Source organism: Methylobacterium sp. A54F (genome assembly GCF_053346035.1).
This window is the reverse complement of sequence record NZ_JBKFBF010000002.1, coordinates 222,408-249,169: the sequence shown is the minus strand read 5'-3', so window position 1 is coordinate 249,169 and position 26,762 is coordinate 222,408. Positions and strand designations below refer to the sequence as shown.

23 protein-coding genes are annotated in these 26,762 nt (G+C 70.8%); 16 read left to right on the top strand and 7 right to left on the bottom strand.

What is annotated here, in order from left to right; translation table 11 throughout:
- Positions 1–31: 31 nt before the first annotated feature.
- The gene (locus ACLBXP_RS04850; RefSeq protein WP_447666434.1) at positions 32–2,230 is read left to right on the top strand and encodes a 3-hydroxyacyl-CoA dehydrogenase NAD-binding domain-containing protein; all 2,199 of its coding nucleotides are present in this window, start codon (positions 32–34) and stop codon (positions 2,228–2,230) included.
- A gap of 15 nt (positions 2,231–2,245) precedes the next feature.
- On the opposite strand, the gene ACLBXP_RS04845 is transcribed toward ACLBXP_RS04850, so the two are convergent.
- Together ACLBXP_RS04845 and ACLBXP_RS04840 are read right to left on the bottom strand one after the other, a co-directional pair.
- Complete coding sequence (locus ACLBXP_RS04845; RefSeq protein WP_447666433.1) at positions 2,246–3,091, bottom strand: 3'-5' exonuclease; 846 nt, start codon at positions 3,089–3,091, stop codon at positions 2,246–2,248.
- Between the two features lie 47 nt (positions 3,092–3,138).
- Positions 3,139–5,697 (bottom strand): ABC transporter ATP-binding protein, encoded by a 2,559-nt coding sequence (locus ACLBXP_RS04840; protein ID WP_447666432.1) that lies wholly within the window; start codon positions 5,695–5,697, stop codon positions 3,139–3,141.
- A 281-nt stretch (positions 5,698–5,978) separates the two neighbouring features.
- Here ACLBXP_RS04840 and ACLBXP_RS04835 point away from each other — a divergent pair, with 281 nt between their 5' ends.
- The 14 genes from ACLBXP_RS04835 (at position 5,979) to ACLBXP_RS04770 (ending at position 20,154) form a co-directional block, all read left to right on the top strand.
- Positions 5,979–6,638, top strand: a complete 660-nt coding sequence (locus ACLBXP_RS04835) for a cytochrome c3 family protein (RefSeq protein WP_447666431.1) — start codon at positions 5,979–5,981, stop codon at positions 6,636–6,638.
- Positions 6,635–9,604, top strand: coding sequence for a TAT-variant-translocated molybdopterin oxidoreductase (locus ACLBXP_RS04830; protein WP_447666430.1), 2,970 nt, complete (start codon positions 6,635–6,637; stop codon positions 9,602–9,604). The genes ACLBXP_RS04835 and ACLBXP_RS04830 overlap by 4 nt, the downstream gene beginning before the upstream one ends.
- A 3-nt stretch (positions 9,605–9,607) precedes the next feature.
- Positions 9,608–11,638 carry a quinol:electron acceptor oxidoreductase subunit ActD gene (locus ACLBXP_RS04825; protein WP_447666429.1) on the top strand — a complete coding sequence of 677 codons (2,031 nt, stop codon included), beginning with the start codon at positions 9,608–9,610 and terminating at the stop codon, positions 11,636–11,638.
- Positions 11,635–12,162, top strand: a complete 528-nt coding sequence (locus ACLBXP_RS04820) for a c-type cytochrome (RefSeq protein ID WP_447666428.1) — start codon at positions 11,635–11,637, stop codon at positions 12,160–12,162. The genes ACLBXP_RS04825 and ACLBXP_RS04820 overlap by 4 nt, the downstream gene beginning before the upstream one ends.
- On the top strand, positions 12,159–13,202 hold the full coding sequence (locus tag ACLBXP_RS04815) for a hypothetical protein (RefSeq protein WP_447666427.1): 1,044 nt from the start codon (positions 12,159–12,161) through the stop codon (positions 13,200–13,202). Before ACLBXP_RS04820 ends, ACLBXP_RS04815 begins: the two co-directional genes overlap by 4 nt.
- The gene (locus tag ACLBXP_RS04810; RefSeq protein ID WP_447666426.1) at positions 13,199–13,648 is read left to right on the top strand and encodes a hypothetical protein; all 450 of its coding nucleotides are present in this window, start codon (positions 13,199–13,201) and stop codon (positions 13,646–13,648) included. Before ACLBXP_RS04815 ends, ACLBXP_RS04810 begins: the two co-directional genes overlap by 4 nt.
- 4 nt (positions 13,649–13,652) lie before the next feature.
- A complete protein-coding gene (gene coxB, locus ACLBXP_RS04805) occupies positions 13,653–14,618 on the top strand; it encodes a cytochrome c oxidase subunit II (RefSeq protein WP_447666425.1) in 966 nt (321 codons plus the stop codon).
- Positions 14,615–16,300, top strand: a complete 1,686-nt coding sequence (locus tag ACLBXP_RS04800; protein ID WP_447666424.1) for a cytochrome c oxidase subunit I — start codon at positions 14,615–14,617, stop codon at positions 16,298–16,300. The genes coxB and ACLBXP_RS04800 overlap by 4 nt, the downstream gene beginning before the upstream one ends.
- A complete protein-coding gene (locus ACLBXP_RS04795) occupies positions 16,297–16,965 on the top strand; it encodes a cytochrome c oxidase subunit 3 (RefSeq protein WP_447666423.1) in 669 nt (222 codons plus the stop codon). Before ACLBXP_RS04800 ends, ACLBXP_RS04795 begins: the two co-directional genes overlap by 4 nt.
- An 8-nt stretch (positions 16,966–16,973) precedes the next feature.
- Positions 16,974–17,285 (top strand): oxidase, encoded by a 312-nt coding sequence (locus tag ACLBXP_RS04790; protein WP_447666422.1) that lies wholly within the window; start codon positions 16,974–16,976, stop codon positions 17,283–17,285.
- Between the two features lie 98 nt (positions 17,286–17,383).
- Positions 17,384–18,199 carry a class II glutamine amidotransferase gene (locus tag ACLBXP_RS04785; RefSeq protein WP_447666421.1) on the top strand — a complete coding sequence of 272 codons (816 nt, stop codon included), beginning with the start codon at positions 17,384–17,386 and terminating at the stop codon, positions 18,197–18,199.
- A gap of 167 nt (positions 18,200–18,366) precedes the next feature.
- Positions 18,367–19,104 carry a NepR family anti-sigma factor gene (locus ACLBXP_RS04780; protein WP_447666420.1) on the top strand — a complete coding sequence of 246 codons (738 nt, stop codon included), beginning with the start codon at positions 18,367–18,369 and terminating at the stop codon, positions 19,102–19,104.
- A 188-nt stretch (positions 19,105–19,292) separates the two neighbouring features.
- On the top strand, positions 19,293–19,706 hold the full coding sequence (locus ACLBXP_RS04775; protein ID WP_447666419.1) for a DUF1236 domain-containing protein: 414 nt from the start codon (positions 19,293–19,295) through the stop codon (positions 19,704–19,706).
- Between the two features lie 175 nt (positions 19,707–19,881).
- A complete protein-coding gene (locus ACLBXP_RS04770; protein WP_447666418.1) occupies positions 19,882–20,154 on the top strand; it encodes a hypothetical protein in 273 nt (90 codons plus the stop codon).
- 4 nt (positions 20,155–20,158) lie between these two features.
- Here the strand turns inward: ACLBXP_RS04770 and mscL are convergent, their stop codons facing one another.
- From mscL to ACLBXP_RS04745, 5 genes are all read right to left on the bottom strand, one after another.
- A complete protein-coding gene (gene mscL, locus ACLBXP_RS04765) occupies positions 20,159–20,587 on the bottom strand; it encodes a large conductance mechanosensitive channel protein MscL (RefSeq protein WP_447666417.1) in 429 nt (142 codons plus the stop codon).
- An 89-nt stretch (positions 20,588–20,676) separates the two neighbouring features.
- The gene (gene pssA, locus ACLBXP_RS04760; RefSeq protein ID WP_447666416.1) at positions 20,677–21,504 is read right to left on the bottom strand and encodes a CDP-diacylglycerol--serine O-phosphatidyltransferase; all 828 of its coding nucleotides are present in this window, start codon (positions 21,502–21,504) and stop codon (positions 20,677–20,679) included.
- A 9-nt stretch (positions 21,505–21,513) separates the two neighbouring features.
- Positions 21,514–22,224, bottom strand: a complete 711-nt coding sequence (locus ACLBXP_RS04755) for a phosphatidylserine decarboxylase (protein WP_447666415.1) — start codon at positions 22,222–22,224, stop codon at positions 21,514–21,516.
- Between the two features lie 98 nt (positions 22,225–22,322).
- Positions 22,323–24,236 (bottom strand): ABCB family ABC transporter ATP-binding protein/permease, encoded by a 1,914-nt coding sequence (locus ACLBXP_RS04750; RefSeq protein WP_447666414.1) that lies wholly within the window; start codon positions 24,234–24,236, stop codon positions 22,323–22,325.
- A gap of 110 nt (positions 24,237–24,346) precedes the next feature.
- The gene (locus tag ACLBXP_RS04745; protein WP_447666413.1) at positions 24,347–25,897 is read right to left on the bottom strand and encodes a LysM peptidoglycan-binding domain-containing protein; all 1,551 of its coding nucleotides are present in this window, start codon (positions 25,895–25,897) and stop codon (positions 24,347–24,349) included.
- 262 nt (positions 25,898–26,159) lie between these two features.
- On the opposite strand from ACLBXP_RS04745, the gene ACLBXP_RS04740 reads away from it, so the two are divergent.
- Positions 26,160–26,756, top strand: coding sequence for an LOG family protein (locus ACLBXP_RS04740; protein WP_447666412.1), 597 nt, complete (start codon positions 26,160–26,162; stop codon positions 26,754–26,756).
- Positions 26,757–26,762 lie beyond the last annotated feature (6 nt).

The window sequence follows — 26,762 nt, the reverse complement described above, 5'->3', positions numbered from 1 at the left end:
TCTCAAACGTGTTTCAGCCGGAGGTAATCCCATGGACCTGAAGAACTTCCGCTCCGAAGTCGGTGCCGACGGCGTCATGGTCGCGACCTGGGACATGCCGGGCCGCTCGATGAACGTGATCACGATGGAGATCGTCGACGAGATCGAGGCGATCGTCGATGCGGTCGCAGGCGACGCAAGCGTCAAGGGTTGCGTGATCACCTCCGGAAAGGAGAATTTCTCGGGGGGCGCCGACCTCACGATGCTTCAGGGCCTCGGCCGGGAATACGAGGCTCTCAAGGCCAAGGACGGCGAGGAGGCGGCGATGCGCCACTTCTTCGAGGCCTCTCGGCGCCTCAGCCTGGTGTTCCGCAAGCTCGAGACCTGCGGCAAGCCCTTCGTGGCGGCGGTGAGCGGCATCTGCCTCGGCGGCGCTTTCGAGCTGGCGCTTTCCTGCCATCACAGGATCCTGTCGGACGAGCCCGGAACCCGCGTAGGCCTGCCCGAGATCAAGGTCGGCCTCTTCCCCGGCGGCGGCGGTACCCAGCGGGTCGCGCGCCTGATGCAGACCGGCGACGCCCTGCAGATGCTGTTCAAGGGCGAGCAGATCCGCGCGCCGATGGCCCGCGGCATGGGCCTCGTCCAAGAGGTCGTGCCGAAGGCGGAGCTCGTCGAGCGGGCGCGCGCCTGGATCCTCGGCGGCGGCTCGGCGGTGGCACCCTGGGACGTGCCGAAGTTCAAGGCCCCCTCCGGCAAGGTCTACTCGCCGGCCGGCATGATGATCTGGCCGCCCGCCAACGCAATCTACCGTCGCGAGACGCACGACAACTACCCGGCGGCCAAAGCCATCCTGGCCTCGGTCTACGAGGGCCTGCAGCTTCCCATGGACCTCGCCCTCAAGGTCGAGAGCCGCTACTTCGCCAAGATCCTGCGCACCAGCGAGGCGCAGGCGATGATCCGCACCCTCTTCATCTCCATGGGCGAGCTGAACAAGGGCGCGCGCCGGCCGAAGGACGCGGGCGAGACGACGATCGCGCGGGTCGGCGTCGTGGGCGCGGGCTTCATGGGTGCGGGCGTCGCCTACGTCACCGCCAATGCGGGGCTCGACGTCGTGCTGATCGACCAGTCGATCGAGGCGGCCGAGAAGGGCAAGGCCTACGCCCACAAGCTCGTGACGAACCAGATCAACAAGGGCCGTGCCAAGACGGCCGACCGCGACCTACTGCTCGGGCGCATCCAGACCTCGGCGGATTACGCCGACCTGCGCGACTGCGACCTGGTGATCGAGGCGGTGTTCGAGGACCCGGCCGTGAAGGCGGAGGTGATCGCCAAGGTCGAGGCGGTGATCCGGCCGGACGCGATCTTCGCCTCCAACACCTCCACGCTGCCGATCACCGGCCTCGCGAAGGCGAGCCGGAACCCCGAGCAGTTCGTCGGCATCCACTTCTTCTCGCCGGTCGAGAAGATGATGCTCGTCGAGATCATCAAGGGTGAGACCACCGGGTCGCGGGCGCTCGCCACCGCCCTCGACTACGTGCGCAAGATCAAGAAGACCCCGATCGTCGTGAACGACGCCCGCGGGTTCTTCGCCAACCGCTGCGTCGGTGCCTACCTGCTGGAGGGCCACAAGATGCTCGCCGAGGGGGTGCCTCCGGCGATGATCGAGAACGCGGGCAAGATGGCCGGCATGCCGGTCGGGCCCCTGTCGCTCAACGACGAGGTGGCCATCGACCTCGCGCTCAAGATCGCCCGGGCGACCGAGGCGCAGCTCGGAGCCGAGGCGGTCGACCCGGCGCAGAAGACCTTGCTCGTCGAGATGGTCGAGGGCCAGGGGCGGCTGGGCCGGAAGAACCGGAAGGGCTTCTACGACTATCCGGAGGGCGCGCCGAAGCGCCTGTGGCCGGGCCTGAAGGATCTGCAGCCGAACCGGCTCGATCCGGAAGAGGTGGACATCGCCGAGCTGAAGCACCGGCTCCTCGTGGTGCAGGCGCTGGAGGCTGCCCGCACGGTCGGCGAGGGCGTCGTCACGGATCCCCGGGAGGCCGACGTCGGCTCGATCCTCGGCTTCGGCTTCGCGCCGTTCACCGGGGGGGCCCTCTCCTACATCGACTTCATGGGCGCCCGGCGCTTCGTGGAGCTGGCGCAGGGCCTCGAAGCCAAGCACGGCCCGCGGTTCGCGGTGCCAGACAACCTGCGGTCGATGGCGGAGACCGGCGGCACCTTCTACGGCGAGGCCGCCAAGGCAGCCTGAGCCTTGGGCTCGCCGTCAGGAGGCGGCGAGCAGGCCCCGGAGGCGCTCGACGTCTCCGGCGTTGTCCGAGAGCAGGTCGGTGATGTCACCGATCGCGAGCGCCTTCACGTGGCGGCAGCGCACGCCGTGGCGGCCCGCCATGCAGGTGCAGCGCAGGCTGAAGCGGCCCGAACGGTCCTCCGCCACGCTCACCTCGTAGCGGTTGCCCGTGCTGCCGCTCACTGCGAAGCGGAGGGCGGGCTCCCGGACCGGGCGCAGCGCCCGCGCGGCGCGCGCGGCGAGGCCATCCGGCTGCCGCGCCGCGGCCGGGGCGAGGCGCGTGACGGCGAGGCCCGCCGTCCGGGCGAGGTCCGGGACGGTGTCCGCGCCCGTCTGGCGCATCGCCGCGAGGGCGATCTCGGCGCAGGCGTAGGCATCCTCGCCGGCGTCGTGATGCGCGAAGCGGATGCCGAGGCGGCCCGCGACCTTGCCGAGGCCGCATCCGGCCGGATCCGGAAAGACCCGCCGGGCGAGCTGCAGCGTGCAGGCATACGTGAGGGCCGGCACCGGAAGGCCCGCCCCGATCAGCCCGGCCTGCAGCACGCCCATGTCGAAGGGGGCGTTGTGGGCAAGGAGCAGCCCGCGCGTGAGATCGGGCAGGAACTCGGCGATGACGGCGCCGAAGCCGGGCTCCCCGGCCACGTCGGCCGGCAGGATGCCGTGCACCCGGATGTTGCCGGGCGAGAACCGCATCTCGGGGGGGCGGATCAGGCGCGCCTCGCGGCGCACCACGCGGCCCTCCTCGATCCAGGCGAGGCCCACCGCGCAGGCGCTGTCGCGGCGTTCGTTGGCCGTCTCGAAATCGATCGCCAGAACCGTCATGGTCTCGCGTTCTAGGCGGCCCGCCGCCCCCGCACAATCGCGCGGGCTCAGGCCGCGGCTGCGGCCTCGTGCGGCACGACCATGTTCCGGGCGACGCCGATCACCGCGTCGAACGGGTCCATCGCCGACACATCGTCGTCCGGCAGGCAGACGATGAGCCCAAGCCCGGAGCGCGCCGCGCGCAGGGCCGCGAGGCGCTCGCGGAAGTCGTCCGGCTTGCGCTCGTCGAGGAGGATCGCGACCACCAGGATGTCGGGACGGCGGATGAGGCAGCGGGCGAGATCGACGGCGACGCGCTCCCGCGCGCCGATCGCGCCCTCGCCGAGGCCGCTTCCCGCGGCTCCGGGCTCGACGGCGCTGTCGAGGCCGAGGCGGTACACGGCGCGCTCCAGACCCTGCTCGGCGAGGATGCGGCGGATGAGCGCCCGCACCCGCGCCTCGGCGCCGGCCTCGCCGTGGGCGATGCGGCCGAAGAGCAGGTTCTCCTCCAGGCTGGCGGCCGGGTTGAGGCGCCCGGGATCGTAGAACTCCACCTTGTCGACGAGGTGGGGCGGCAGCATCCGCGCGAAGGTGTGGCGGGCCGAGACAAGGCGGGCCTCGAAGGCGGCGTCGATCAGCCCGAAGCGATGGCGCGTCTCGCTGTAGCGCAGGGCGAGCCCGATCAGCCGCTCGCGGTCGCGCTGCCCGGGGGGGCCCCGGCGCCATCCCTTGGCCTCCTGCTGGCGGGCGACGAGATCCTCGAAATAGGCGCGCTCCGCCGCGGGAAACAGCGAGAAGGCATCGAACAGCGGGTGGTCGTTCGGGAGGTCGGCGAAGATCTCCACGAGGCTCTGGGCCACGGCGAGGCCGATCGTCTGCAGAGGCCGGGTGAGGTCCTCGGCCTCGAGGATCGCGCGCATGTAGGGGTGCCCGGCGAGCTCGGCCTCCGCGAAGGTGCCGTCCACGGCCTCGCCGAACAGGATGTTCTCGCCGACCGTCGCCTGATGGTTGTAGTGGGCCGGGTCGAAGGATTCGACGAGCCGCTCCGCCCGGTCGGCCCGCAGGGCATCGCGCGTCGCGCGGCGGGCGGCGACGACGGCGCGGGCGAGCTCGGGATCGCTTGCCGGGTCGACCCGGCCGCCGAGGCCGCGCGTGTACACGAAGGCGTCGAGGCCGGTCAGCCGCAGGACACGCACGAACTCCGCCTCGTCTGGCGGGTGTCCGGGGTCCGTCCCGTAGAGGATGTTCTGTCCCAGCGTACCCTTGATCAGGATCGCCTCGCCGGCCGCGAAGGCGATGCGGCGGGCGCGCTCCGCCGGGTCGAGGGTCCGCAGGTCCGCGCCCCCGTAGGCGACGGCGCCGGCCGTGGGCTCGACGTGGCCGGCGAGCACGGCCGCGAGCACGCGGGCGCCGCTGCCCCGCCCGCCCGTGATGGCGATGTGGGCCGGCATCCCGACGGCGAGGTCGACCCCGGACAGGCGCTCGCCGCTGCCCGCGTCATAGGCCCCGACGCCGCGGGCGACGAGGCTGCCGCCCTCGGGGAAGGGCGTGCCGCGGCTGCCGGCCCAGGTCCGGCGCGTCTCGAGCCCGTCGTGCAGGCGCGCGATCTCGCGGAACACCGGCGCCACCGCCTCGCGCACGAACCACAGGCGGATCGCGACCGCGAGGAGGAGCGCGGCGATCGCGAAGGCGCCGAAGGCGGCCGCGAGGGGGCCGGGCTCCACCTGCGCGGCCATGACCTCGTTCGGCGCCAGGCCGCTGCGCCACAGGGCGGTGCCGAGGGCGATGGCCGGGAGCACCACGGCGAGCGCGAGGGCGGGCGCCCGCGCGTAGGCGAGCCGCGCCTCGGCCCGGCCGAGGGCCGTGCGGCGCGCCCGGATCTTGCCCTTCAGGCGCAGCCGCTCCTGGTCCGCGGTGCCGTGCCCGCGCACCGCGGGCATCCGCCGGACGAGGTCGGCGAGGGTGCGCTCGGCCGTGACGTTCGCCTGCGCGCGCAGATCGGTCCGGGCCCGCTCGCGCTGCAGGATCAGCGTCCGGGCCAGCGCCCCGGCCAGGAGGCCCACCGCGGCCACCGGCACGAGGCGCGGCGCGGCGAGCGCGGCGAGACCCAGCGCCATCACGACGGCGCCGAGGGCGAGCGCGGGTGCCAGGATGCCGACCGCGAGCAGCCCGTCCACGCGGCGGAGCGCGTCGCCCACCGCGCCCGCGAGGCTGCGGACATCGTCGCGGGCCGCCGCCGGCGCCGTGAGGATTGCGTCGGTCGCGCGGGTGTGCAGCCGGCCCGCGCCGCGGGTCTGCGCGGCAAAGCAGAGGCGCGCCACCACCCAGCCGAGGCCCGCCAGGGCGAGGGCGGCGAGCGAGAGGCCCGTGAAGGCCGCGAATTCGAGGTCCGCCGGGCTGAGCGCGATGCCGCCGAGGATCACCCGGTCGCCGCCCTGCAGGTGCAGGACCAGCCTCAGGAAGGGCAGGGCCGGCGCCTCGTCGCGCGTCAGCGTGCCGACGAGGTCCGAGATGCACAGGAGCACGAAGACCGTGAGCGGGCCGCCGAGGCCGAGCGACAGCGCCACCGCCGCCGCGTGCCGGCCCGGCGCCGAGCGCCAGGCGAAGAGGATCGGGTCACGCTCCATGGCCGCTCATGCCATCTCCTGCCGCTTCCCCGGGCCCGCCCTGCGCCATAAGGCCTCCGGCCGCGTCCGCAAAGCGCGGCGGCGCACGTCGCGCGACCCGCCCACGCTGAAGCCCACGCCGACGTGACGCGCGGGCAAACGGCGGATCCATTGTCTTATGTAAGGGCTGCCCTCTCTTCCTGCGTGCATGGTTCGTGCTTGGCTTGCGGACCTCCGGTGCGGGATCGTTACGGCTTGCAGCTCAGGTTGAAGGATTCCGGCCTGGCCCGGGAGCGCGTCTGATGGCGCAGCTCTTCTCCGCCGGCGCGGACGCGATCTACCGGCTGGCGCTCCTCACCGGGCTCGCCTGCCTCGCCGGCGTGCCGGTCGTCGCGGCGGGCATCGTGACCTCGGATTACGTGACCGGCGTCGGCATCGCGCTGCCGCAGCCCGCGCCGTTCAGCCACAAGCACCATTCGGGCGAACTCGGCGTCGATTGCCGCTACTGCCACACGACGGTGGAGACGCAGGCCACCGCCGGCATCCCCCCGACCCACACCTGCATGACCTGCCACTCGCAGATCTGGACGGGCTCGGAGATGCTGAAGGTCGTGCGCGACAGCTACGCGGACAACAAGCCGTTGCAGTGGGAGCGACTGAACAAGCTGCCCGAGTATGTCTATTACAACCACTCGGTGCACGTCACGAAGGGTATCGGCTGCTCGACCTGCCACGGCGACGTCACGGCGATGCAGCTGACGTACCGGGCGAACGCCTTCGAGATGCGCTTCTGCCTCGATTGCCACCAGAACCCGGAGAAGTACGTCCGGACGAAGGATCAAGTCTGGAACATGACCTGGAGCCCACCGCCGGATCAGGCGACCCTGGGCCCGAAGCTCGTGGCCGAGAACCACATCCGCGGCGGCGACCGCCTGACCGAATGCTCGGTGTGCCACCGATGAGCGCGCCAGACCTCGCCGCGCTCCGCGCGCGCCTCGCCGCCGGCGACGGACCGGCCTTCTGGCGCAGCCTCGATGCCCTGGCGGACACGCCGGAGTTCCAGGCCTACGTCGAGTCCGAGTTCCCGGCCGCCTCCCGCCTCGCCGCGGCGCCCGACCGGCGCGGCTTCCTGAAGATGATGGCGGCCTCGTTCTCGCTCGCCGGCCTGACGGCCTGCGACGGGCCTGACGGCCGGCGCTACGAGCTGCCCTACGTGAACGCCCCCGAGCGGATCGTGGCGGGCGCGCCCCTGTCCTACGCCTCCTCGGCCCTGTTCGACGGCTACGCCAACGGCATCCTGGTCACGACGCGCAACGGCCGGCCGATCAAGGTCGAGGGCAACCCGGACCATCCCTGGAGCCTCGGCGGCACCGACGTGCTGGCCCAGGCCTCGGTGCTCGGCCTGTACGATCCGTTCCGCTCGCAGGCGGTCCAGCGCCTCGGGCGCCCGGCCTCCTGGGCGGCGTTCCAGGGCGCGATGCTCGGCGAGGTCGCCGCCTGGCGCGCCGCGGCGGGCGAGGGCCTGGCACTGCTCACCGGCCCCGTCACCTCCCCGTCGCTGGCCGCCGAGATCGGGCGGCTGCGCGAGGCCTATCCGCAGATGCGCTGGTACGTCACCGGCGGCGTCAGTCGCGACGGCCTCTACGAGGGCGCCCGGCGCGCCTTCGGCAGGCCGCTCGAGACGCGGCCCGACTTCGGCAAAGCCCGGACCATCGTGTCCCTCGACGGCGACTTCCTCGATCTCGGCCCCGGGCAGATCGGCTTGTCCCGGCGCTGGATCGACGCCCGCCGCGCGGCCTACCAAGACGGCCGCCTTCTGGCGCTGCACGCCGTCGCCGCGACCCCGAGCCTCACGAGCGCCAAGGCGGATCACGCCCTGGTGGCGGGCACCGACGAGATCGCGAGCCTCGCCCGGGATCTCCTCAGCCTGGCCGAAGGCGGCTCGGCGAGCCGGACGGACGGCGCCGCGGCCGCTTGGCTGCGGCGAGCGGCCGCCGACCTCGCGGGCGCGCGGGGTGCCGGCATCGTCACGGCCGGCCTGCCCCAGGCGCCCGAGGTTCACGCCCTGGTGCACAGGCTGAACGTCACCCTCGGCAACACCGGTGCCAGCGTGCTCCACACAGCGCCGGTCGGGGAACTCGGCGGCGGTACGCTGGCGGAGCTCGGCGAGGCCATGGCGACCGGGTCCGTTCGGGCGCTCGTGATGCTCGGCGTCAACCCGGTCTACGAGGCGCCCGGCGGCCTCGATTTCGCGGCGCGCCTTGCCAAGGTGCCGCTGAAGATCCACGCCGGCCTCTACTTCGACGAGACCGGGGCCCATTCAGACTGGCACTTGCCGCTGGCCCATACGCTCGAAGCCTGGGGCGACGCCCGGTCGCTCGACGGGACGGTCGGCCTGGTGCAGCCCACCGTCGCGCCCTTCTACAACGGGCGCTCGGCCCTGGAGATCGCGGCCTTCCTGGGCCGCGGCGAGCGCCGTGAGGGGCTCGATCTCCTGAAGGCGCAGTGGCGAGGGCAGGGCGAGGACGACGCCGCCTTCACGGCCCGCTTCGATGCCGCGCTGCAGGCCGGCTTCCTGGCCGACACGGCGCTGCGCCCGGAGGCCGTCACCCTGGCGGCGGCGACGCAGGGTGCCGCCCCCGGCGATGCACCGGCCGGCCGGGCCGGAGCGGAGGATTCCGCGGCGGGCGGGATCGACGTGGTGTTCCGCCCCGACCCGACCATCTGGGACGGCACACACGCCGACCTCGCCTGGCTCCAGGAACTCCCCAAGCCCCTCACCAAGGTGGTGTGGGAGAACGTGATCGCGGTGAGCCCCAAGCTCGCCGAGGACGAGGAGCTGGCGACCGGCGACATCGTGCGCATCGAGGCGGCGGGCACAGCGATCGAAGGGCCCGTCTGGGTGACGCCGGGACAGGCCGACACCACCGTCACGCTCACCCTCGGTTACGGCCGCGCGGTGCCGGACCACCTCTCGACGGGCCTCGGCTACGACGCGAACCGGCTGCGACCCGCCGAGACGCCGTGGCGGCTCGCCGGGGCCACGCTCGCCAAGACCGGGGCGCGGCGCCGGCCCGCGACGACGCAGGACCTCGGCACCATGCAGGGGCACGACCTCGTACGGGTGCAGCCGGTGGGCGGCGCACCCGTGGGCGAGACCGCGAGCTTCGCCCACCCGACCTTCTACGCGCAGGACCCGAAGGCCGATCGTGGCGAGGCCGCCGCGTGGGGCATGGTGATCGACCTCGACGCCTGCACCGGATGCAACGCCTGCGTCACCGCCTGCCAGTCCGAGAACAACATTCCGGTGGTCGGCCGCGCGGAGGTGGAGCGCGGCCGCTGGATGGGCTGGCTGCGCATCGACCGCTACTACGCGGGCGGCCTCGAAGCGCCCGCCACCCATTTCCAGCCCGTGCTCTGCATGCATTGCGAGCAGGCCCCGTGCGAGGTCGGCTGCCCGGTCGAGGCGACGCTGCACGACAGCGAGGGATTGAACCTGCAGGTCTACAACCGCTGCGTCGGCACGCGGACCTGCCAGAGCTACTGCCCCTACAAGGTCCGGCGCTTCAACTACCTCGACTACACCGGCGACAGGCCGGCCGTGGAGCAGCAGCAGCGCAATCCCGAGGTGACCGTGCGGGCCCGCGGGGTGATGGAGAAGTGCACCTACTGCGTCCAGCGCATCGCCGCCGCTCGCATCGCCTCGGCCAAGGATGCGCATGCCCCGATCCCCGACGGGACGGTGGAGACCGCCTGCCAGGGGGCATGCCCGACTCGGGCCATCGTGTTCGGCAACCTGCGGGACGAGGGAAGCCGCGTCGCCGCCGCGCGGCGCGACCCGCGCAACTACGCGCTCCTCGGAGAACTCAATACACGGCCGCGCACGACCTACCTCGCCGCCCTGCGGCCGGCCGAGCGGGAGGGCTGAGCCGTGTCCGGCAGCACCCTCCCGAACCCGCCGGCCGGCGGCCTGATCGGGCCCAACGAGACGGTCGCGGGCATCGGCCGCGCGGTGACCGGCATCGCGTTGCGCCACCCCATGAACCGGCGCTGGTGGATCGCCTTCGCGGCGGCGCTGGCCCTGCTCGGCCTGTTCGCCGCGGCCCTCGCCTACCTCCTCTTCTCGGGCGTCGGCGTGTGGGGCAACAACAACGCCGTCGTCTGGGCCCTCGACATCGCGAGCTACGACTGGTGGATCGGGGTGGCCTCCGGCAGCCTGCTCGTCTCGGGCGTGCTGCTCCTTCTCGGCGCGGAGTGGCGCAGCGCGGTCAACCGCATCGCCGAGACCGCCGCGCTGCTCTGCACGGTGGCGGCCGGCCTCTACCCGATCATCCACCTCGGGCGTCCCTGGTACTTCTACTGGAACCTGCCTTACCCCAACACCTTCGGGCTGTGGCCGCAGTTCCGCTCGCCCCTCGTCTGGGACGCGATCGACATCGTGTCCTTCCTCGTCGTGTGCGTGAGCCTCTGGTACATCGGCCTCCTGCCCGACCTCGCCGCCCTGCGCGACCGCGCCTACGAGGATGCGCTCTCGCTGCGCCGTCGCAACGCCCGCGGGCGCAAGCTCGCGCTCCTGCGGGCGCAGGTCTACGGGATCGCCGCGGCCGGCTGGCGGGGCTCGGCCTCGCACTGGCAGCTCTGGGTGCAGGGCTACCGCACGATCGCGCTGCTCGGCGTCCTGCTCGTCTTCTCGCTGCAGACCGGCGCGTCCGTGATGTTCGCCGGCTCCGTCCTGCCGGGCTGGCACGACACCATCCTGCCCGTGACGTTCCTCGTGAATGCCGTCTTCTCCGGTGTCGGCATCACCGCGGCGCTGACGGTGCTGATCCGCTCGGTCTACGGCCTCGATGCGCTCATCACTGAGCGTCACCTCGCGATCCTCGCCCGGCTGATGCTCTGCCTCGGGCTCGCGAGCCTGACCTGCTACGCCACCGAGTTCTTTTCCACCTTCCTGCACGGCGACGCCTACGAGCGGGCGACCCTCGCCCGGCGGGTCACCGGGCACCACGCCTGGGCGTTCTGGACGGTGGTCGCCTGCCTGCTGCTCCCGGCGCAAATCTTCTGGAGCGCCCGTGCGCGTGCCTCGGGCGGCCTCGTCGCCGCAGTCGGGCTGCTCGTCGGTCTCGGCGCCTATGCGGACCACTGCATGGTGCTGATCGTCACCCTGCAGCAGGACTTCCTGCCCTCCTCGCGGCTTGCCTACCACGAGACGATCTGGGGGATCGCGACCTTCGTGGGGTCGATCGGCCTGTTCCTCACGGTACTGCTGCTGTTCCTGCGCTACCTGCCCGTGGTGTCCATCACGGAGTCGCGGCGCCTCGCCCTCGCGACGGTGCCGGCGGCCCGCGAGGCGGAGCGCGCGATCGACCGGCCGCCTCCGCCGAGCGATGCCTACGAGCAGGTCGAGGCCGACGCGCCGCTCTGGGGCGTCAGCGCGGAGTTCGGCTCCGCGCGCGAACTCGGCCAGGCCATGGAGGCTTTGTCCCGCGCCGCCGGTACCCATGCCCACCTCGACGCGCACGGTCCCGTGCCGCTGCGGCGCGCGCTCGACGCGATGGGCCTGCGCAACCGCTCGATCCGCCCCTACGCGGTGGCCGGGGCGCTCGCGGGCTGCGCCGGCTTCTTCGCCCTGTGCCTCTACGCCACCGCCTACGACTACGTGTTCCTGATCGGCGGCCGCCCGCGCCTGTCGTGGCCGTCCTTCGTGGTGCCGAGTTTCTCCTTCGGCATGATGACCGGCGTGCTCGCCATTCACCTCGCCCTGCTCGTGCTGAACCGACTGCCCCGGCTGAACCACCCGGCCTTCAACATCCCGGGCTTCCTGAGGGCGAGCGACGACCGCTTCTTCCTCTCGGCCGAGGCGCAGGGCGATCGCTTCGACGCAGCTCTCCTCGAACGCACGCTGGCGGACCTGCCCGCCGGCGAGGGCCGCCCGCTCGCGATCCGGCGGATCGCCCGATGAGGTCGCTCGCACCGCTCGGGCTCTGCCTTCTGCTCTCGGCCTGCGGCGAGGCCAACATGGCCGAGCAGCCGCGCGCCAACACCTGGGACCGCAATGCCTTCTTCTCGCAGGGCATGACGATGCGCCAGCCCGTGCCCGGAACCGTGCCGCGCGCCGATCCGGCCCGGGAGCTGCCGCAGCCCGCGACGATCACCGCCGCGATGCTCCAGCGCGGCGCCGAGCGCTACGACATCTTCTGCACGCCCTGTCACGGCAGGACGGGTTCGGGGCGCGGCATGATCGTCGAGCGCGGCTTCCCGGCCGCAGGCTCTCTGACCGGCGACCGCCTCAAGGCCGCCCGCGCGGAGGAGCTCTACGAGGCAATCGCGAAGGGCCACCGCGCGATGTTCGGCATGGCCCAGATGATCCCCTCGGCCGATCGGTGGGCGATCGTCGCCTACCTGCGCGCGCTCCAGGCGAGCCAGGACGCGACCGTGGCGAGCCTGCCCGACGAGGACCGCCGGCGGCTGGAGGCAACCCGATGAGCGCCGCCGCCCTTTCCAGCCGCGGCCGGCGGCCCCTGCTGGCCGGGCTCGTCGGCCTCGCCGCCCTCGGCCTCGCCGCGGCGGCGGGCGGCGCGAAGGGCCTCGCCGTCTCCTACCTGGCGGCCTGGCTCGTACTGCTGGGGCTGCCGGTCGGCGCCCTGCCGCTCGTGATGATCCTGGCACGCGTGCGCGCTCACCGCCCCGACAACTTCGATGACGGGCTTCTCACGGCCCTCCGTCGCGTCCTGCGCCTGATGCCGGTCGCGGCGCTCCTCGGCCTTCCGATCCTGCTCGGCCTCGGCCTGATCTATCCCTGGACGCAGGGCACGGGCGCCGAGACGGCGCTCGCGCGGATCTGGTTCACGGGCCCCTTCTTCGCGCTGCGGGTCCTGCTCTACCTCGGCGCCTGGCTTTGGATCGCGCGGACGGCGTCCGACCCGCGCGGCGACGGCCCCGCGATCCTTGCGGTCTGGGTGCTCGCCGTCGTCGCGATCCTGGCCGCGACCGACCTCGTCGGGTCGCTCGATCCGCGCCTCGGCTCAAGTCTCCTCGGGATCCTCCTGATCGCGGCCTGGAGCGGGCTCGCCCTCGCGGCGGCCCTCCTTCTCGCGCCGGACGGGCCAAGGCCATCCGCGGACACCCGGTCGGACATGCTCGCAGTGCTCCTCGGACTGTGGGCGTTCCTGCACTTCGTCCAGTTCCTCATCGTGTGGTCCGCCAACCTGCCGCAGGAGGTGCTCTGGTACTTCGCGCGCGGCGGCCTCGCCGGGCGCGGCCTGAGCATCCTCGGCGGCGCGCTGATCCTCGCCGCGGCGCTCGCCACGCTCCGGCACGCGCCGACGGCCCTCCGCGGGATCGCGGCCGCGAGTTTCCTCGTCCACGCGCTGGAGATGTTCTGGTTCGTGACGCCGAGCGTGCGCGACCGCTTCGTCGTGAGCTGGACGGACGCCTTCGCGGCGCTGGGTGTCGCCGGGCTCGCGGCGGCGCTCGTGGCAGGGCTTCCCGGTCTCGACCGCGCGGCTCGGAGGACGCCCGCATGACGGCGCGCCAGCCATTCGGCCTCGTCCCCGCGATCCTGACGGGGCTCGGCCTGCGCCCCACCCAGGCGGCGGAACAGCCCGCGCCTGCACCGCAGGAGGGCACGGGCCACGAGACCTCCGACGTCAACGTGCGCAACACCGCCCTGGTGATGGCGGGGCTCGGCGGAACGGCGCTCCTCGCGGTCGGCCTGATGATCTGGCTGATGAGCCTCGTCGCAGGGGTGCAGCGCCGGGACCTGCCGCCCTTCACGGCGCAGCAGACGGCGCGCATACGCCCGCCGCCGCCGAACCTGCAGGCCGACCCCTACGCGGACATCGCGCGCCACGACGCCGCCACGGCGCAGGCGCTCGACGGCTACGCCTACCTCGACGCGGACCGAACCCGCGCCCGCATCCCGATCGACCGGGCCATGGCGCTGACGGTCGGCCGCTCGCTGGACCCCTGACGCAATGCTCCAGCACCAGTCCGCCCTCGCACTCTGGCCGGCAGCGGCCTCGGCCACCGCGACCGAGGTCGACTACCTGATACTGGCCTTCACGGTACTGACGCTGCTGCTCACCGTGCCGGTTTTCCTGGCCATCACCTACTTCGCGGTTCGTTACCGCGACGGGATCGACGTCGACCGGAGCCCGAGCGGCATCCGCTCGAACCTGATCGAGCTGAGCTGGATGCTGATCCCCTTCGCGCTCACGCTGATCTTCTTCGTGTGGGGCGCGCGCCTGTTCGTCGAATCGAAGCATCCGCCGCCGGACGCCATGACCATCGAGGCGATCGGCCGGCAGTGGATGTGGAAGTTCCAGCACCCGACCGGCCAGTCGGAGATCAACGACCTGCACGTGCCCATCGACCAGCCGATCCGCATCCGCATCATCAGCCAGGACGTGATCCACGCCCTCTACCTGCCGGCGCTGCGCATGCAGATGGCGGCCCTGCCCGACCGCTACACCGAGCTGTGGTTCAAGGCCGAGCGGGCCGGCACCTATCGGCTCTACTGCTCGGAATATTGCGGCACCGACCATTCGGTGATGGACGGCAACATCACCATCATGACGCAGGGCGAGTACCAGGAATGGCTGGTGCGCGGCGGCGCGCAGCAATCCGGCGTCGCGGCTGGGCGCGCCGTCTACAACGCCTACGGTTGCGGCGCCTGCCACGACCGGAACGCCGTGGTGAAGGCGCCGAAGCTCGCGGGCCTCTACGGCCGCGACGTCAGGCTCGCGGACGGGCGCACCGTCCGGGCCGACGAGACCTACCTTCGCGAAAAAATCCTGAACCCGAACCAGAACCGGCTCGCGGAGGGGTACAAGCAGATCATGCCGAGCTTCGCCGGCGTGATCCCCGCCGACGATCTCGACCGCCTGATCCTTTACCTTCGCGACGACAGCCATATTGCCGAGGGCGAGGTGACCCGATGAGCGCCACCGGATCCGTCGAGGCCGGCACGGACATCGCCGACCGCGAGCCGCACATTCCGGCCTCGACCCTGCACCGGCCGGACGATTACCTGCACGCCCAATCGACGCTGCGCTCGTGGTTCCTCACCACGGACCACAAGCGCATCGCCATCCTCTACCTCGCCTCGATCACCGCCTTCTTCGTGATCGGCGCCGTGGCGGCGGGGGTCGTCCGCCTCGCGCTGATCGTGCCGAACGGCGCGATCATGGCGAACGACACCTACAACAAGGCCTTCACCATCCACGGCGTGGTGATGGTCTGGTTCTTCCTCATCCCCTCGATTCCGGCGACCTTCGGGAACTTCCTGATCCCGCTGATGATCGGCGCAAAGGACCTCGCCTTCCCGAAGCTCAACCTCACGAGCTGGTACGTCTTCATGGCGGGCGCGCTCTTCACCATGGCTTCGGTGGTGCTCGGCGGCGTCGATACGGGCTGGACCTTCTACGCGCCGCTCTCCACGGCCTTCTCCAACACCTGGGTCCTTCCGGCGCTGATCGGCGTCACGATCGTGGGATTCTCCTCGATTCTCACCGGGCTCAACTTCGTCGTCACGATCCACACCATGCGGGCGCCCGGCATGACGTGGTTCAAGCTGCCGATCTTCGTCTGGACGCACTACGCGACGAGCCTGATCTTCCTCCTCGCGACGCCGGTGATCACCACGGCGCTGATCCTGCTCATCATGGAGCGGGCCTTCCACATCGGCGTGTTCGATCCGGCCTACGGGGGCGACCCGGTGCTGTTCCAGCACCTGTTCTGGTTCTACTCGCACCCGGCCGTGTACATCATGGTGCTGCCCGGCATGGGCGTGATTTCCGAGATCGTTCCGGCCTTCGCGCAGAAGAAGCTCTTCGGCTACCGCTTCGTCGCCTACGCCGCGATCGGCCTCGCCTCGGTGACCTTCTTCGTCTGGGGCCACCACATGTTCATCAACGGGCAGAGCGACCTGGCCTCCCTGGCCTTCTCGGTCCTGTCCTTCGCGGTGGCCGTGCCGTCTGCGGTCAAGGTCTACAACTGGACGGCGACGATCCATAAGGGACGGCTGCGCCTCGATACGCCGATGCTCTACGCGATGGGCTATATCGGGCTGTTCGTGCTCGGCGGCCTCACGGGGCTCTACCTCGCGACGCTCGCGATCAACCAGCACATCCACGCGACCTACTTCGTCGTGGCGCATTTCCACTACATCATGGTCGGCGGCACCGTGCTGGCGTTCCTGGGCGGCCTGCACTTCTGGTGGCCTAAATTTACGGGGCGCATGTACAACGAGGCCTGGGGGCGCATCTCGGCCCTCTTTATCTTCATCGGCTTCAACGTCACCTTCTTCCCGCAGTTCATCCTCGGCTACCTAGGCATGCCGCGGCGCTATGGGACCTATCCGCCCGAGTTCCAGCTCCTCAATATCCTGTCCTCGGCGGGCGCAACCATCCTGGCGGCGGGCTACATCTTCCCGATGCTCTACCTCGTCTATTCCCTCTGGTTTGGCCGCAAGGCGCCGGCGAACCCCTGGGATGCGAAGGGCCTGGAGTGGGAGACGGCATCGCCGCCGCCCACGCACAACTTCAAGGAAGCGCCTTCCATACCCGAGATGCCCTACGACTACCCGATCCAGGAGCGGGAATCGCGGAGCCAGCACCAGTGAGCGCGGCCCCGTCCACCCCGGCCCAGCCGGTCGGCGTCGCCCGCGTCGAGCATTTCGCGAGCGTGGAGCAGCAGCGCTACGCCGCGACCCTCGGCATCTGGGCCTGGCTCATCACCGAGCTCCTGCTGTTTGCGGCGCTGTTCCTCGTCGCGCTGATCACCCGCATCGAGCACCCGGAGGCGGTGCAGCAGGCGGCCCGGCACCTCAAGTTCTGGATCGGCGCGACGAACACCGTGGTGCTCATCTGCTCCAGCCTGACCATGTCCATGGCGATCGAGTTCTCGCGGATGGGATGGCAGCGCGCGATGGTGCGGGCGATGCTCGCCACGGCCGCCCTCGGCAGCCTGTTCCTGATGCTGAAGGGCTACGAGTACTACGCGGATTACGAGGAGCACATGATGCCGTTCCTCGCGCGCCACCCCTACGAGCTCGCCGAGACGCCCCCGACGCGCCTGTTCGTGAACCTCTACTACGTGGCGACGGGCCTCCACGGCCTGCACCTGCTCACCGGCATCAGCCTGCTCCTCGGGATGACCTGGATGGCGGCCAAGCCCGGCTTCCTGTCACGCCATCAGAACTGGATCGAGGTCTACGGCCTCTACTGGCACTTCATCGACCTGATCTGGATCATGGCGTTCCCGATTCTCTACGTCGTCAACCGGTGAGGCGGATCATGCGCGGCCCGCTCTCCGACCTGTCCGCCGAGGATCGGGCGCTCCTGCGCCAGCGGCTGCGCACGCCGTTCATGACCTTCGCGGCGCTGCTCGCCCTCCTCGGCGTTAACGTCGCCCTCGGTGCGACGCTTCCCTTCGCCAACGTCTGGATCGTCGAGCTTCTCGTCGTCACCGTCATGGTGGCGATCATCCTCCTCGTCTCGATGGAGGTCCGCCACGAGCCGCCGCTCGTTCGCCTGTTCGCGGTGCTCGGCTTCTTCTGGGTGGCCATCATGATCGGCATGACTCTGACCGACTACCTCGCGCGCTGAGGGCGCCGCCGGGGCGCAGCGATTGTGTCGCGCCGGGAACTTTCCTAAGCGTGACGGCCTATGCCATCCCGGCCCGTAGCGCGAAGCGTCCGACGAGAATGTGCGAACTGCTCGGCATGAGCGCGAACGTGCCCACCGACATCCGGTTCTCGTTCGCGGCCCTGGCTCGCCGCGGCGGCGAGACCGGCCCGCACGCGGATGGCTGGGGCATCACCTTCTACGAGGGACGCGGCTGCCGCAGCTTCCACGACCCCGAGCCGAGCGCGCAGTCGGAGCTGGCCAAGCTCCTGCGCCGCTACCCGATCAAGAGCCGCATCGTGATCGCGCACGTGCGCAAGGCTAATCGCGGCCGGGTGAGCCTGGAGAACACCCACCCGTTCACCCGGGAACTCTGGGGCCGGCGCTGGACGTTCGCGCATAACGGGCAGCTCAAGGGCGTGAAGCGGTTGCCCCTGAATTGGTTCGAGCCGATCGGCACAACCGACAGCGAGCACGCCTTCTGCTGGATGCTCGACCAGTTGCAGGGACGCTTCCCGAACCTGCCGCCGGCCAGCACGCTCGACAGGGCCGTCGCCGACCTCTCCGCCGAGCTGCACGGGCTCGGGGTCTTCAACATGCTGCTGTCGGACAGCCGGACGCTCTACGCCCATTGCGGAAAGCGCCTGTGCTACCTCACCCGCTGCGCCCCCTTCGGCACAGCCACGCTGGTGGACGAGGACTGGCGGGTGGATTTCGCGCAGGAGACCACCGAGCGCGATGTCGTCACCGTGATCGCGACGCAGGCGCTCACGCGCGACGAGCAGTGGACGGACATTTCGCGCGGCCATGTCCTGACGATCCGGGACGGTGCCATACGCCTGCTGCAGCCGCGGGGCCGCCCCGCCGGCACCGTCGTGCGCTGCGCAGCGGGTTAGCCCCGACGAAAGCGTGACCATGCGCCCCCCGTGATGGTGCGCGGGGGCGCGATGCGCTACAACGGAACCCAAACAGGGATGCCGCCGCGCCCGCGCGCCGCTCACACTCCCGCCTCGTCGGTTCGGGACCGCCGGCGAGACCCGCCCGCTGAAGATTGCGACGAGCCATGAACCACGAGATCGATACGACCCTCGACCATCCGGACGACGCGCTCGACGGACGCCCCAACCTTTCCCACAGCATCCGCACCCATCTCGGCGACCAGCTGCGCACCGCTTACGAGACCATCGGGCAGACGGACCTGCCGAGCCGGTTCGCCGAGCTCATCGAGAAGCTCGAGGCCGCCCTCCGCGCCCGCGGCGAGGCCGTCGAGCCGGAGTTCCGGAACGGCCTCCTGGCCGCTGTGCCGTCGCTGCGCGCCTTCGCGCTGTCGCTCACCTCGAATCCGGCCCGCTCGGACGACCTCGTGCAGGACACCCTGCTGAAGGGCTGGCAGCACCGCGCCCGGTTCCAGCCCGGCACCAACCTCAATGCCTGGCTGTTCACCATCCTGCGCAACATCTTCTACTCCGACCACCGCAAGCGCGTGCGCGAGGTCGAGGACCAGGACGGGTCCTACGCCGCGCGGCTCGCGACGGCGCCGCACCAGGGCGACCGGCTCGACGTCGAAGACCTCCAGAGCGCGCTGGCCAAGCTCCCGCCGGACCAGCGGGAGGCTCTCGTCCTCGTCGGGGCCGAGGGCGTCTCCTACGAGGAAGCCGCCACCATCATGGGTTGCAAGGTCGGCACCGTGAAGAGCCGCGTCAGCCGCGCCCGCGGTCGCCTCGCGGAACTGCTCGGCTACGACGAGGAGGATCTGGGCTCGGATCGCTTCATCCAGTCAGCGATGCCGAAGGAGGCCTGAGGTCACGGCGGCCGTCGGATCGCTCCCGGACCGCCTATGACGGGCCGGGCGGCACGACGGACCTGCGGGCCGCATCGCCGGCTCATCGGTATTTTTTGACGCATCCGTTTCAGGGGGTCGCGCGTTACCGGCCCAAGCTCCACCATGCGCCCCGGCGCGGTGGGCCGTTCTGAAACGGAGTTGTACGCATGAACATCAAGACCCTTCTGGCCGCGTCCGCCCTTGCCCTCTCGCTGCCGCTCGCGGCGCAGGCCCAGGGCACCCTGCCGGGCGCGGCGCGCGGCGCGGAAGCCGGCGCGGACGCCGCCGGCCCGATCGGCGGCATCGTCGGCGGGGCTGTGGGTGCGGCGACCGGCACGGTCGGCGGCATCCTCGGCGTCGACATGGCCCCGCGCTTCCGGACCTACGTGCGCGAGCGCAACGTCCGGTCGTACGATTACGACGGCCGCGTCGCGGTCGGCAGCACGCTGCCCTCCTCCGGCGTGACCTACTACGATGTGCCGGACGAGTATCGCGTGCGCCCCGGCTACCGTTACACGGTCGTGAATGACCGTCCGGTCCTGGTCGATCGCGGCCACCGCATCGTCGAGGTCATCGACTGATCACGGCTCCGCCGGACAATCGATCGGCGGATTTCGGCCCCGGAGCACACGCTCCGGGGCCTTTTCTGTTTCGCTGCCGGGGACGCGCGACTTGCGGACCGCTGCCGAATGCGCCCGACGACGCAACGCTCGGGCGATTCGGCCGTTGTTGGCCTCGAATGCACGGAGACAGATGATGACGGATGGAGGATCGGAGAGCGAGCCGAAGCTGCCGGAGCCGGTGCGCGATCATCTCGGCCAGCAACTGCGGGGCGTCTACGGCGTCGCGGCGGGCAAGCCCGAATATCTCGGCGACGACGGCCTCCCGCAGGAGTTCGAGCCGCAACTGCGTCGCCTCGAAACCCGCCTGAAGACGCACGAGGAGGGAACCGGCGCCGTCGAGCACGCACTCGACCGAATCCTCGATGCGTTCGGGGTGAAGCCCGGCGAGGAGCAGCCCCGGACCTGAGCGGTCAGGGGTTCGGCTTCGTGGCCAGGATATCGCGGATCTCCGCGAGCAGCTTCACATCGGCCGGCAGCTCCTTGGCGGCCTCGGGTTGGGTCTCGGCCTGATGCTGCAGCTTGTTCATGGCGCGGATGACCATGAAGAGCACGAAGGCGACAATGACGAAGTTCAACGCGATCGTGAAGAACTGTCCGTAGCCCAGGACGGCACCCTGCTTCTTCGCCTCAGCATAGGCGAGGCCCGCCTGCACCTTCGACGACAGCGGGATGTAGTAGTTCGAGAAATCCAGCCCGCCGGTGATCGCACCGATCACAGGCATGAACAGGTCCTGCACCGCCGACGTCACGATCGCGCCGAAGGCGGCGCCGATGATGACGCCGACCGCGAGATCGACCACGTTGCCGCGCAGGGCGAACTTCTTGAATTCCTCGAGCATGACCCACTCCGTCGCGTCGCGCCGGGAAGGTTAACGGCGCGTGCCGCATTGCGGCAAGGCGAAGCCGGCGGATCTCCACCGTTCGCTGGTCAGATGATCGGCTGATCCGTCGCCTCGGGCCGGTGGGCCTCGAGCTTCATCCGGCGCCGGTACTGGGCCGCACCAATCGGCAGGAACAGCAGGTACGAGCCGGAGAGCGCCACCAACGCCTCGAACGGGAAGCTGATCAGGATGCCGAAGGCCGCCACCGCGACGAGGAAGAGCGGCAGCACGTAGCCCCGCGGCACCCGCTTGCCCATCGTCTTCCCCGAGAAGGTCGGAACCGTCGAGACGACGAGGAGCGCGATGCCCAGCACGTAGGCGAGGATGAGCGGGGCCGCCCAGGCTTCGAAGGTCAGGCCGAGGAAGTGCAGGTAGAGCGGCAGCATGGCGGTGAGCGCGCCGGCCGGTGCCGGCATGCCGACGAAGTAGTCCTTCTTCCATTCCGGCCGGTTCGGATCGTCGAGCATCGCGTTGAAGCGCGCGAGCCGCAGGCCCATGGCGATCGCGAAGATCAGCGCCACGATCCAGCCGATCGACTTCAGGTTGAAAAGGGCGAACCCGTACAGAATGAGCGCCGGGGCGCAGCCGAAGTTCACGAAGTCGGCGAGCGAGTCGAGCTCCGCCCCGAACCGCGAGGTTCCCTTGAGGAGGCGTGCGACGCGGCCGTCGACCCCGTCGAGCACGGCCGCGACCACGATGGCGATGACGGCCGGCTCGAACTTCCCCTCGAAGGCGAGCCGGATCGCCGTGAGCCCGAGGCAGAGCGCCATCAGGGTAATCATGTTGGGCGCGATCATCCGGAACGGCACCGGCTTGAAGCGCCGCGGCTTCGGCTCGTTCGGATCGGGCGCGAAGGGCGGGAACAGATCGTCCATGCGGACTCCTCAGATGCGCCGGAACTGCCGCTCGGGGCCGCCGCCGAGGTCGGCCAACACCGTCTCGCCGGCAACGGCCTTCTGTCCGAGGCCAACGAGCACGCGGGTGCCCTTGGGCAGGTAGACGTCCACGCGGGAGCCGAAGCGGATGAGGCCGAAGCGCTCGCCGACGCTCAGGCTGTCGCCCGCGCTGACGAAGCCGACGATGCGCCGCGCCACGAGGCCCGCGATCTGCACCACGCCGACCCGGACGGGCAGGCCCTTGTGCTGGGTCTCCATCACCAGCCCGTTGCGCTCGTTGTCCTCGCTGGCCTTGTCGAGCTCGGCGTTGAGGAACAGGCCGGGCGTGTAGTGGATCTGCCCGATCCGGCCCGTCACCGGGACCCGGTTCACGTGGCAATCGAAGACGTTCATGAAGACCGAGATGCGGGTCATCGGCTCGGGCGGCAGGTCGAGCTCGGGCGGCGGCAGAACGGTCGAGATCAGGTTCACGCGGCCATCGGCGGGCGAGACCACGAGGCCCTCGCCGAGGGGCGTGACGCGCTCGGGGTCGCGGAAGAAGTAGCAGACCCACAGGGTCAGGATCAGGAAGATCCAGCCGAAGAACTGGGAGAAGTAGCCCGCGAGCACCGTCAGCACGATGCCGATCAGGATGAAGGGGTAGCCCTCCTTGTGGATCGGCACGAGCACGCGGCGGATCGTCTCGAAGAGATCGGTCATGGGTGCTCAGGTTTCCTCGGGCTGTGGCGGGTAAGGACCGCCGCGCTGGCCCGCGCGGATGGCAGCCCCATCGGCATCCGTCAATGGTGGGCCCACGCCTACTCCGCCGGAACCGGGTCGAGCGTCACCGTCCGCGCGACCAGCGCGCCCGCCTCGGCTGCGTCCTCGGCGCGCTTCAGGCGCTCGCGGGCTTCGTCCGCCTCGCGCTGGCGGTTCCACATGGCCGCGTAGACACCGTCCTGGGCGAGCAGCCCGGCATGGTCGCCGCGCTCGACGATGACGCCGCGGTCGAGGACGAGGATCTCGTCGGCGTTCACGACGGTCGAGAGGCGGTGCGCGATCACGAGGGTGGTGCGTCCCCGGGACACGCGGTCGAGGGCGTCCTGGATCTCGCGCTCGGTGAAGGAGTCGAGGGCCGACGTCGCCTCGTCGAGGACGAGGATCGGGGGGGCCTTGAGGATGGTGCGCGCGATCGCGACCCGCTGCTTCTCGCCGCCCGAGAGCTTCAGGCCACGCTCACCGACGGGCGTCTCGTAGCCCTCCGGGAGGCTGGCGATGAACCGATCGATCTGGGCGAGGCGGGCGGCCTCCTGCACCTCAGCCTCGGTGGCTTCCCAGCGCCCGTATCGGATGTTGTAGCCGATTGTGTCGTTGAACAGCACGGTGTCCTGCGGAACCATGCCGATCGTCGCCCGCAGCGAATCCTGGCGCACCGCCGCGATGTCCTGGCCATCGATCAGGATGCGCCCCGCCTGCGGTTCGTAGAAGCGGAACAGCAGCCGCGACAGCGTGGACTTGCCCGCCCCTGACGGACCGACGATGGCGACGGTCCGGCCGGAGGGCACTTCGAAGCTGATCCCGCGCAGGATCGGCCGCTCGGGATTGTAGGCGAAGCGCACGTCCTCGAAGCGGACCGTCGCCGCGCCGACCGCGAGCGGCGGGGCACCGGGCCTGTCCGCGATCTCCGGATTCCGGTGGAGGATGCGGAACATGTCGTCGATGTCGATGAGCGCCTGTTTGATCTCCCGGTAGATCATGCCCATGAAGTTGAGCGGCATGGAAAGCTGCACGAGCATCGTGTTCACCAGCACGAACCCGCCGATGGTGGTGCGACCGGCGATGATGTCGCGGGCTGCGAGCCACATCACGATCGTCATGCCGATGGTGAAGATGATCGCCTGCCCGGCGTTGAGGACGGCAAGCGAGACGTAGGTCTGGGTCGAGGCACGCTCGTACTTCGCCATCGAGGCGTCGTAGCGCTGCGTTTCGCGAGTCTCGGCGCCAAAGTACTTGACCGTCTCGAAGTTGAGGAGCGAGTCCACCGCCTTGGTGTTCGCGTCGGTGTCCGAGTTGTTCATGCGCCGGCGGATCTCGATCCGCCACTCGGTCGCCTTGTAGGTGAAGCCCAGGTAGGCCCCGACCATCACGAGGACGACCGCGGAATAGAGCCAGTCGAACTCGTAGGCGAGGACGCCGAGCACGAGGACGAGCTCGACGATGGTCGGCACCAGCGTCAGCACCATCAGGCGCGACAGCTCCTCGATGCCACCGCGGCCGCGCTCCAGCACCCGCGTGAGCCCGCCCGTCTTGCGCTCGAGATGGAAGCGGAGCGAGAGGCGATGCATGTGCTCGAAGGTCTGCAGCGCCAGGCGGCGCACCGCGTGCATCGCGACCTTGGCGAACAGGCCGTCACGGACCTGCGTCAGACCGGCCATCGTCACGCGCGACAGTCCGTAGAGGCCGATCAGCAGCATCGGCGCCGCAAAGAGCCCCGCCGGGACCGGCTCGCCCTTCGCGGCCGCAACGAGCGCGTCCGTCGCCCATTTGAAGGTGAACGGCGTGACCATGGTGGCGAGCTTCGCCACGAGGAGCAGGCCGAGGGCCGCACCGATGCGCCGCTGCAGGTCCGGCCGGGTGTGGGGCCAGAGATAGGGCCAGAGCCGGCGATAGGTCGCGAGAAGGCCGGGGCGTTCCGGCGGCTCGCCGCGCGTGGACGCGGGATCGGGGGTCATTCGGGCAAATCCGGGGGAGGGCTCAACGGCGCTCGGCTCAAGCCGCATATAGGCCGCCGGTTCGCCGATCAGAACCCGCCCGCGGAGCAGGGCGGCCGCGCGGGCCGCGCTCAGCCCCGCTTGCCGCCGCCGCGCTCCGCCGCGGCCCGATCCTCAGGCAGCACGAAGATCTGCCCGGGGTAGATCAGGTCCGGATTGCGGATCTGCTCCTGGTTCGCGTCGTAGATCACCGTGTAGCGGTTCCCCAACCCGTAGGCCCGCCGGCTGATCTGCCAGAGGCTGTCACCCCGGCTGATGCGTGCGGTGTTGATCTCGGCGACGAACACCTTGCCCACCGCTTGCGGCGGCTCCACCGGTTCTGCGACGGCCCCGCCGGCGGTCGCAACGGCGCGTGCGGGCCGATCCGCCTCATTTGGCGGAGTTTCCGCGCGGCTGGGGGGGTCTGCCGGCTTGGCAACGGTTGCGGCAGGACCGGTGGCAGGACGCTGCTCGGGAGCATGGCTCGCGACGCCGAGGCTCCCCTCGGGTTGCGGCTTGAGATTGGCGGGCGGGGCGGGGGCGCCGCCGTGCCCGACGCCCGGCCGGGTGGTGTCCGATGGCGGCGATCCGGGATCGCGGCCGGCGACGCGGACCGCGGCCTCCGGCACCGTGAACGGGACCTCCGCGCGGGCCTTCACCTTGCCGGTAACGGAATCGACCTGGTCGATCCGCACGCGGTAGTCGCCTGGCTTCACGCCGCGGCCGATCGTGAAGGTCGCCTTGCCGTCCGGCCCCGTACTTGCGGGCGCGATCAGCGTGTCGTTGAGATAGAGGCGCACGGTCGCGCCGGGCACGGCCTGGCTGGTGACGAACAGGCGGCCGCCCTCCTGGGCATCGACGCTGACGATCTTGACCGGCGGCGCGCTCTGCCCTGCGTCCTTGGCCGCCGTCTGAGCGGGTGGCTTACCGGGGGCGGTCCCGCCGGGTGTGACCGGCGCCGGGGATGAGCCCGCCGCCTGGCGCGACGCCTCGGCGCCCTTCGCGACCACCGCGGCGGGATCGGGCTGCGACAGCACCACGGTGGGTTGATCCGGGGCGGACAGGGCGACGAGCGGCTTCGCATCGCGGTTGGGCGCGACGACGACGGCGACGCTCTGGCGCGAGCGGGTCTCGCCCCCCTGCCCATCCGTGGAGCGCAGGACGATCTCGCTGTCGCCGGGGGCGAGGGGCGGCGGCACCATCGCGAACTGGCCCTGCGGGTCCGCGATGGCGCGAGCCACCGGACGGCCGTTGACCAAGAGCTCCACGGCCGTGTTCGGCGCGCCGCGACCGGCCACCACGCTCTCGCCGTTCGGCTCCACCCGCACGAGGTCGAAGCTCGGCGCGGCCGAGGGGGCCGGGGGCTGCGGCGCCGGCGTCTGCGGCGGCACGGCGGTTGCCTGACGCTCCTCGGGCGCCGTCGGGGCGCGTGGTGGGGCGGCGCCTGCGTCGCGTTCGGCCGGCCTCGCGGCATCCGGCGCCGGCGGGCTCAACAGGCTGCGCTCGGACGAGGCGCCCGACCCGGCACCGGGGTTGAGGCGCCGCATGATGTCGCCCGGCCCGAACCAGGCCAGGACGAGGATGAACCCGCCGATGAGACCGGCAAGCGCAAGAACGAGGCTGCGCCGCAACTCCGCCGTCATGGCGTCCTACTCCCAACATCCGTCGCCGGGGCACTTGCCGCGCCTCAGCCTCGGACCGCCGAAAAACCGTCGACGTCACCCGCCATATTACCGTACATGACCGGGACACCAAGCGGCTCACGCGTCAGCACAGCTGAATTGCACGTGAATTCAGCAGTTTGGCACAACCGTGACGGGCCCGAGCCCGGTCGGCAGACGGATGCGCGTCCGCGCACCGACGATATCGCACAGCTCCGCGTGCAACCTTGAAGGAGGGTGCCGGATGGCCCCGGTGAAAACGGTCTGCGTCTATTGCGGCTCCGGCTTCGGAGGCGATCCTGCCTTCAAGGCGGCGGCCGAGACCCTCGGGCGCTCCCTCGCGGAGGCCGGCATCGGCCTCGTCTACGGCGGCGGGAATGTCGGCCTGATGGGCACCGTGGCGCGGGCGGTCCTCGACGGCGGCGGGCACGTCACCGGCATCATCCCCGATTTCCTGAAGGCCCGCGAGCACATGCTCGACGACATCCAGGAGACCATCGTCGTCGGCGACATGCACACCCGCAAGCGCCTGATGTTCGATCGATCCGACGCCTTCGTGGCGCTGCCTGGCGGCATCGGCACCCTGGAGGAGCTCGTGGAGCAGCTCACCTGGGCGCAGCTCGGGCGGCACGCGAAGCCGATCCTGCTCGTTTCCGTCGGCCGCTTCTGGGACCCGCTGCTGACCCTGTTCGAGCACATGCGCGGCCACGGCTTCATCCGCGAGGGGCTCGACCTCAACTATCTCGTGGCCGAGTCCGCCGCCGCGGTGGTGCCGATGCTGCGCGAGACCGGCATGGAGCCGAAGCCCGCAGCGGAAGCCTTCGTGAAGGAGCGCCTGTAAGCGGCG